Source organism: Anaerophaga thermohalophila str. Valhall, from assembly GCF_000250735.1.
Taxonomy (GTDB): Bacteria; Bacteroidota; Bacteroidia; order Bacteroidales; family Marinilabiliaceae; genus Anaerophaga; species Anaerophaga thermohalophila_A.
This window is the reverse complement of record NZ_AHZV01000106.1, coordinates 76711-82762: the sequence shown is the minus strand read 5'-3', so window position 1 is coordinate 82762 and position 6052 is coordinate 76711. Positions and strand designations below refer to the sequence as shown.

Below are 6052 nucleotides of genomic sequence, written 5' to 3'. Positions count from 1 at the left end.
ATAGACGTGCACAATTTCCACTGATTGCAAGCATTACCACAGATTTATGGATTTGTTTATACGATTGCAATATTGGTCACGAAAATTATCGGATATAGTATTATCCCGAAGAATATTTCGTTTTCTTCTCGCCGGGATGACATTGTTTGGTTTATTTCTTTTCGTTCCCGTACCTCGTTTTTCTTCATCTTTATCTACCGTTCTTATGGCGGGAGAGGGTTCACTTCTGGGAGCTCATATTGCAGATGACGGGCAATGGCGATTCCCTGCACCACGGGAGCTTCCGGAAAAGTATACAACATGCCTGCTGCTTTTTGAAGATGAATATTTCTATTTTCATCCCGGGATCAATCCTGCATCCATTTTCAGGGCAATGAAGCAGAACATCCGGGCAGGAAAGATTGTAAGCGGTGGCAGTACCATCACCATGCAGGTGGCCCGCATGTCGGGAAATGCGCCCCGCACCGTGCTTAACAAGCTTTGGGAAATGATTCGGGCTTTGCGCCTGGAAGTGGCCAAAACAAAAGAAGAAATATTACTGATGTACGCAGCCAATGCGCCCTTCGGTGGCAATGTTGTGGGGTTTGAAACGGCTGCCTGGCAATATTTTGAGCGATCTCCAGATCATTTGACCTGGGCCGAAGCTGCCTTACTTGCTGTTTTACCCAATTCACCGGGGATGCTTCGTCCCGGATTCAACCAGGATAGACTAAAAGAAAAGCGAGACCGCTTGCTTCAAAAATTATTCGAAAAGGGGCATATCGACACCACAGAATTACGTTTGTCCATTGCCGAGTCTCTGCCTCGTGGACGTCGGAAACTGCCAGATGATGCACCTCATCTGGTCGACCATTTTCTGAAAACCAAACCTGGCCAGAGAATCGTAACCACTATAGACAATGACCTGCAACAAAGGGCATCCACAGCGCTTCAACGACATTCAGAAAGATTGGCTGCCAATCACATTCGTCATGCCGGAGCATTAATTGCCGATGTGGAAACAGGCTGCGTTTTGGCTTATGTTGGAAACAGTCGGCCGGGAGAAAAAAAGGCAGGACATTCGGTGGATATGATAAGAGCAAACAGAAGCTCTGGTAGTATTTTGAAGCCTTTTCTTTATATAGCAGCACTTCAGGACGGGTTAATTCTTCCGGAAACGCTTTTGCCTGATGTTCCGACTCAGTATGGCAGTTACGCTCCGAAGAACTTCCATCCCCGCTTCGACGGGGCAGTGCCTGCAAACGACGCCCTTTCCCGCTCCCTCAATGTGCCTTTTGTCAGACTCCTCAGGCGGTATGGAGGAGAAAGGTTTCTGAGGAAAATGTCTGATGCAGGAATTTCTTCTTTGAACAAAGGTTTTGATCACTACGGGTTGAGCCTGATTTTAGGTGGTGGAGAAGTAAATCTTTGGGAACTGGCCGGCAGCTATGCTTCTATGGGAAGAACCTTACACCATTATACAGAAGAAGGCAGCCGTTACCGGACAGACGATTTTCATTCACTGTTTCTTGAACTTCCGGAGAAGAAAGAGGTCACCTATACCGACTATCCGCCGGTGTTTCCTGCCGGGGCCATCTGGTGGGCATTTGAAGCGATGAGGAGTCTTGTCAGACCTCCTGAAGAGTCAGGTTGGGAGAACTTTGCTTCGGGACAGAACATAGCCTGGAAAACAGGTACCAGTTTTGGCTTTCGCGATGCCTGGAGTGTAGGAATTAATGGCCGGTACGTTGTTGCTGTTTGGGTTGGCAATGCTTCGGGAGAGGGGAGAGCCGGTCTTTTGGGTGGAACTACTGCCGGTCCGCTGATGTTTCAACTTTTTGATCTCTTACCCCAGGGGGAATGGTTCGGAACGCCATACGACGACCTGACCGAAGCCGCGGTTTGCAGTAGCTCGGGATACCTGGCTGGCACTGTTTGTCCCCATCCCGATACTTTACTCGTCCCCAATACCGTTAAAGCGCCACCTGTTTGTCCGTGGCACAAGCTGGTACATCTGACACCCGACCGTCACTTTCGTACCCGGATTTCGTGCGAACCAAACGGAGAGATTATTACTGAGCCATGGTTTGTGCTGCCACCGGTTATGGGGTGGTATTACAGTCGCCGAAATGCTGATTATCGTTTTCTTCCGCCCAAAAAACCAGGCTGTTTTGACGATGAAAACAACCCGATGGAATTCATCTATCCAAACCCCGGGGCCGTGGTCATCCGCCCCGTCGATCTGGACGGAGAGAAACAGGATATTGTCTTTAAAGCGGTGCATGCCAATACCAGAGCTTCTGTCTTCTGGCATCTGGATGGTGAGTATCTTGGTCATACAAATGCACCGCACGAAATAGTGTGCGCCCCCGACACCGGAAAACATGTTTTGACCATTGTTGATAACGAAGGGAATCGTTTGCAGAGGAGGTTCAAAGTCATCGAGTAAGGCTTATTTAAAAAAAATCTAAATAACTTTGTTTTTTGTCTGAACCTGTATTATCTTTGAATAAACAATCACCTTGGTGTTGTATCATTTTATGCCTGATACGACACTGGTTTTACTTCACAAAGAAAACACCTCAATTTTTAACAAAACGCTTTTGAGTTTGGATCCGGTTTCCTTTGTTGAGGGAGAAATATTTTTCCCGTTCGATAGGTTGCCGGGCATTTTAAGAGTTTAATTATCAACTTACTAAATGGAGGTGTATCATGGCTTTAAAAATTACCGATGATTGTATTTCATGCGGCGTATGCGTAGCTGAATGTCCCAACGATGCCATATCAGAAGGCGACAGCATTTTTGTGATTAATCCCGACCGTTGCACAGAGTGTGTCGGATTTTTTGATGAACCGCAATGTGTTAATGTTTGCCCGGTAGATGCCATTGTTCCAGATCCTGAACATGAGGAGACAAAAGAGCAGTTGATGGAGAAAAAGAAAAAACTGCATGGGGCATGAAACAACCGGGTTTAATCCGGGAAATGACCCTGTAGAACTGTATTTCCTGAATTATTATTATTTCCAATTAATCAGGCTAAAAGAGGAAGATTGATGATGACACAGAATTTATACACCGGGAAGGAATGGCTCGACCAACTTCTTCCCCAGGGAATTCCTCTTCCTTCATCTACGCTCATCAGTGGGCCCGGGGGTACCGGCAAACCGCTTGTTGAATTTGCCTTTGTGGCGGCATGGCTGAAGGCAGGAGGTTCCGTTATTGGCATTCCACTTCAGTATCCCACCGGCGAGTTGGTTAAGACAGCCATGTTTAAGCTCTACGGAATGGATTTGAACGATTACCGGGGAAGGGTCATATACGTTCAGCTGGACCCTTTGATTCAGGGTATTGAGACGGTGTCGGATGATACTCTGAAGGCTAACCTGGTAAAGCCGGGAATATGGAGCCGGACCATTGAGCGGGCAGAAGCGATGTTGAAGAGCGATGACAGCAAGAACAACATGGTATTCGGGTCGGCACTTAACCTTTTGCTATTTTCAGATGTGCATAAGGAACGATTGCTGTCAGACTTAAAAGATATGTTGCAAAACGATAAAAGCCGTTCGTATTTTTTTGCTGTAAGCACCAGTGCTCTTGCCGGTGAAATTAAAGAACTGGAAGATGTTGCCGACAACCTGATGTTTACCCGGATGGAAGAAGGGATGAAGCTGTATTTCAGGATTGAGCGAATGAAAAATACCGATTTTCTGAAAGATGAGGTGAATGTTCCTATTTCTGAAGATATGCTCGTGGAAATAAGCAAAGTAGCTGAAGCATCACGCAAAAGACTTATTAAAGAGATTAAGAATGTTGCATGACAGCACGTTGGCAGCAGACCCTAATTCGTGCCTGTCTATAAAGTAGTAAAAGTTTCCTACTTATTATGATGTGTCTGTTCAGAAAGTGTCATTTACAAGGCTTGAGAAGTTTGAAAATACGGAGTTTACTTATTGTAAATGAGTAATTTTCGGACGAGCGTAACACAGTAAATGGCACTTTATGGACAGACACTAATTAGCTGTGACCAGAAGAAAGCCCGGTGAAGGATTTTGGCTTCGCCGGGCTTTTTAGTTTTCACAAGTAAATAAAGGGGCCAGTCAGGCAAAAAATCGAAAGAAAAATTGCGGGAACACAGGACAAATCAATCAAAACAAAACGCTTTCTACCGCTGACCCCTCATGTTTTTCAGGGTTGGTTATATTTCCAATGCCAGTTTGTAAGCATCATGGATAGCATTTTCGGCTTTCCCCACTTGTTTGGCATCCCCTACATAGTGCACCCTGGCACCCGAGTTTGGTTCAAAAGGCACATGGCTCTTCATCCCTGCTGCAACGATTACTTTATCCACCCCTTCAATTTTTGTCCTCAGATTATTATCATTTTCAATAAAAACCATGTTACCTTCAATACTGGCGGCCTTATGCCGGGTATATATCTGCACGCCGTTGTCGTGCAATTTTTTTAATGTTTGTGCTTTTTCGAGCATCTCCATGCCACGACCTATTTCGTCGAGCATTTCGATAATGATGACCTGGTTTTTAGCATCTACCAGCTTAGATGCCATTTCCATGGCAATAAGTCCGCCTCCGACAATTAATACGGTTTCATTTTCGGGCAACTGATCGTTGTTGAGGAATTCGGTCCAATAGTATTTTTTCAGCCCCTTGATAGGTGGAATAACCGGACGTGCTCCTGTTGCCATTATGACATCGTCGAAACCTTTTCCGTCGAGCTCTTTTTTTGTTGCTTCCTGATAAATGACTGGTATTTGCAAGCGTTTTAGTTCGGCAACAAAGAAATCGACGATTCGGTACAGGCTTTGCTTTCGGGGTGGCAGGGAGGCCAGGATAAACTGTCCGCCCAATCGTTCCTGCTCGAATATTACCACATCGTGTCCGCGTTCTTTTAAGACGATTGCCGATTGCATGCCTGCAAGTCCGCCGCCAATTACCGCTATTTTTCGCGGATTCTCTGCTTTTCCGGGCTTCGGGAGATTGTTGTTCACCAGTGGATTTACTACGCATCCGAGGCCTTTACCCTTTTTGACGTTCCCGAGGCAGCCTTCGGAGCAGGCCAGGCATGGACGGATATTGCCCTCTGCTTCATCGTGCAATTTGCCCACAAAATCCGCATCGGCCACTAACGCCCGTCCCAGTGCAATATAGTCGGCCTGATATTGCGACTCCAGTGTTTGAACATCTTCCCTGGTGTTAATTTGCCCTACAAAAATAACAGGAACATCTGTTACTCCCGAAATTTCAGAGGCCAGCTGCCATGTTTTTCCTTTAGGTACAAACATGTGCTGGAAAAACCATGGCGGTGTGGAGCAGGAGGAGCCTGCCGATACATGAATAGCATCAATACCATGTTCCTGCAGCATTAATGAGAATTGTTTCATCTCACCGATGCCCAGCCCGCCGGGAATCATTTCATCTCCGCTGATGCGGGCAATAAGCGGGACATCTACCGCATCTTTTACGGCATCTAATACTTCGAGGGGGAATTTAGCGCGTTTTTCCAGGCTGCCATTGTATTCGTCTTTCCGGTCGTTGACGGCAGGAGAAAGAAACTGTGCCAACAGATATCCATGACCAAATTGAAGTTCTATAATATCGAATCCGGCTTTTACTGCTCTCTTTGCCGAAACGGCAAACATTTCAATGACGCGGTCCATCATTTCGCGATTCATCCGCTCCGGAGTGGCACCGCCATTTTCGCAAGCCTTTGACGTTGATGAAACAAAATAGTTGTAGGGTATTTTAGGGTTGGCCATCCTACCCGGGTGATTAAGGTGAGCAATGGCGGCTGCACCATGCTCCTTAATCACCTGTGTCAGTTGTGTCAGTCCTTCCAGTTTGTCATCAGCATCGATTCCTAACTGGGTAGGCAGCTCACGTAAGCCGGCATCCATATAAAGCGGTTCGGGAGTTATGGCACCGATGTACCGGTTACGTTGCTGGTAGAAATTCAAATGCTTTTCTGTGACAATCCCGTCACCTTTTGCATATCCAAGCTTCAGGGGGGCTAAAATGAATTTGTTCTTTAACTGTTCCATTGCAATATTTCTTTTCT

General features: G+C 46.2%; 4 protein-coding genes. 3 read left to right on the top strand and 1 reads right to left on the bottom strand.

The window, feature by feature from the left end; genetic code table 11:
* Positions 1-46 precede the first annotated feature (46 nt).
* The 3 genes from pbpC to OQ5_RS0105820 all read left to right on the top strand — a co-directional run bounded on the left by pbpC (position 47) and on the right by OQ5_RS0105820 (position 3798).
* Positions 47-2428: a penicillin-binding protein 1C gene (pbpC, locus tag OQ5_RS0105840; protein ID WP_255297404.1), complete on the top strand. Its 2382-nt coding sequence runs from the start codon at positions 47-49 to the stop codon at positions 2426-2428.
* Positions 2429-2691: 263 nt separating this feature from the next.
* Positions 2692-2940, top strand: a complete 249-nt coding sequence (locus OQ5_RS0105830; RefSeq protein WP_016776583.1) for a YfhL family 4Fe-4S dicluster ferredoxin — start codon at positions 2692-2694, stop codon at positions 2938-2940.
* A gap of 93 nt (positions 2941-3033) precedes the next feature.
* A complete protein-coding gene (locus tag OQ5_RS0105820) occupies positions 3034-3798 on the top strand; it encodes an RAD55 family ATPase (protein WP_016776581.1) in 765 nt (254 codons plus the stop codon).
* Between the two features lie 377 nt (positions 3799-4175).
* Here the strand turns inward: OQ5_RS0105820 and OQ5_RS0105815 are convergent, their stop codons facing one another.
* Positions 4176-6035: an NAD(P)/FAD-dependent oxidoreductase gene (locus OQ5_RS0105815; RefSeq protein WP_016776580.1), complete on the bottom strand. Its 1860-nt coding sequence runs from the start codon at positions 6033-6035 to the stop codon at positions 4176-4178.
* Positions 6036-6052: the final 17 nt, after the last annotated feature.